Origin of the sequence: Catellatospora sp. NPDC049609 (assembly GCF_040675365.1) — a bacterium.
Lineage (GTDB): Bacteria > Actinomycetota > Actinomycetes > Mycobacteriales > Micromonosporaceae > Catellatospora.
In genome coordinates, this window is the sequence record NZ_JBFAOU010000410.1 from 1 (window position 1) to 2,208 (window position 2,208).

General features: G+C 77.0%; 1 protein-coding gene and 1 pseudogene. One reads left to right on the forward strand and one right to left on the reverse strand.

What is annotated here, in order from left to right:
• A pseudogene (locus AB0J67_RS40705) lies at positions 1-388 on the reverse strand (hypothetical protein); the annotation flags it as partial.
• A gap of 167 nt (positions 389-555) precedes the next feature.
• Between AB0J67_RS40705 and AB0J67_RS40710 the strand changes: the two are divergent.
• On the forward strand, positions 556-1,917 hold the full coding sequence (locus tag AB0J67_RS40710) for a ribonuclease D (RefSeq protein WP_363491115.1): 1,362 nt from the start codon (positions 556-558) through the stop codon (positions 1,915-1,917).
• Positions 1,918-2,208: the final 291 nt, after the last annotated feature.

A 2,208-nucleotide genomic window follows, 5' to 3' on the forward strand; every position in this document is an offset into this window, starting at 1 on the left:
GCCGGTGTGCCGCCGCGACCGGCGGCACACCGGGCGGGAACTGCCCGGCAGGGGGTACGGCATGGGGCGCGGCCGGGTACGGCAGCGCGGAGTGCGGCGCGCCCGGCACCGCGTGCACCGGCGCGGCGGGAACGGCGTGCGGCGCGGCCTGGGGCCACGGCTGGCCCACCGCCTGCGGCGGCGCGGCGTGCGGGTGCGGCCACGGCTGGCCCGCCGGCTGCGGCGGCCACGGCTGGTGCGCCTGGGGGTGCGGATGGGCCGGCGCGGGCGGGAAGGGCCCGGGCACGGGCTGTGCGGGCGCCTGCGGCGGCACGGCGGGGGCCGCGGGCTGCGTGGCCGGAGCGGCCGGCGCCGCGGCGGCCGAATCGGGCTGGGGACCCGTGTTCATGTGTCGTTCCTCCCCCGTGGCACCGACCAGGTCCGGTCGGCTGGCACACCTTACTCGGTGGTGGCGAATCTCATCACCCCTGCAAGACGGCCTGTATGAAAGCTCCACCGACGCGCCATACCGGGGTGCTGCCGCCAACCCCGGGTGCCTGGCCGTACGGTGTGACCATGACCGACGAGGACGCACCCCTGCGCCGTCGGACCCGCCACCGCACGCCGACGGGCGAGGTGGTGCCGGACGGGACGTCGAACGGCGAGGGACCGACGCTGCTGACCGAGCCGACCGACGGCACCCCCGCACCGATCGACTCCCCGGCCGGGCTGGCCGAGGTGGTGGCCAGGTTCGCGGCGGGCACCGGCCCGGTCGCCGTGGACGCCGAGCGCGCCTCCGGCTTCCGATACAGCCAGCGGGCGTACCTGGTCCAGCTGCGCCGCAAGGGTGCCGGGACGGCCCTGATCGACCCCGTGCCACTGCCCGATCTGTCGGCTTTGGATGAGGCGCTGGCCGACGCCGAGTGGGTGCTGCACGCCGCGAGCCAGGATCTGCCCTGCCTCGCCGAGCTGGGGCTGCGCCCGCGCCGCCTGTTCGACACGGAACTGGCCGCCCGGCTGGCCGATTTCGAGCGGGTCGGCCTCGCCGCGCTGACCGAACAGCTACTGGGTCGCACCCTGGAGAAGCACCACTCGGCAGCCGACTGGTCCACCCGGCCGCTGCCGCACGACTGGCTGACCTACGCCGCGCTCGACGTCGAGCTGCTCGTGGAGCTGCGCGACGCGCTCGACGCGGAACTCGACCGGCAGGGCAAGTCCGGCTGGGCCGCGCAGGAGTTCGCGGCCCTGGTCACCAATGGTGCGCGGCCGCCGAAGCAGCGCACCGACCCGTGGCGGCGCACCTCCGGCATGCACCGGGTGCGTGGCGCCCGCGCCCAGTCGCGGGTGCGGTCGCTGTGGTACGCCCGCGACGCCATCGCCGTACGCCGCGACACCGCGCCCGGCCGGGTGCTGCCCGACGCGGCCATCGTCGCGGCGGCCGAGATGAACCCGAAGACCGAGCGGGAGCTGCTGCTGCTGCCCGGCTTCGGCGGCCGGTCGGTGCGCCGGCTCGCGCCGACCTGGCTGGAGGCGCTGGAGGAGGCCCGCGCGCTGCCCGACGACGCGCTGCCGACGACGCCCCAGTTCGAGGGCCCGCCCCCGCCGCACCGCTGGGCCGACAAGGACCCGGAGGCGGCCGCCCGGCTGGCCCGGTGCAAGGAGGTGGTCACCAAGACCGCCGAGCAGCACCACCTGCCCCCGGAGAACCTGATCACGCCCGACTTCGTACGCCGGCTCGCCTGGGAGCCGCCCGCCGAGCCGACCGCGAGCACCGTCACCGAGCTGCTCAGCGGGTTCGGCGCCCGGCCCTGGCAGTGCGAGCTGCTCGCCGAGGAGCTGGCCCAGGCGCTGATCGCCCCGCCGCCCGCACCGGCGGAGCCGGGGACCGACGAGGTGGCCGAGGACGGCACGGGTTCCGAGGACGGCACGGGTTCCTGAGCGGGCCGGGCCGCGCCGTCGGCCCGTTCTGCCCGCCGCGCCTCACTTCGCGGGGGGTTGGACACGCCGGCACGTCCCGGGCCCGGACGCCCCGGCGTCGGCCCTCGCATGTCCGCGTGCCACCGCCGTCGGTCGCCCGTGGCCGGTCGTCGCGTGGACGGGCGAGGACGGCACCGCACTGGCGGGTGACAACTGCTGGGTCGGTGCGCGCCACCGAGGAGCTGGTGACGCTGGCCGTGTCGGAAGGCGAGGCGAAGCAGCCGGCCGCGAAGCGGCGCGCGAAACCCCACG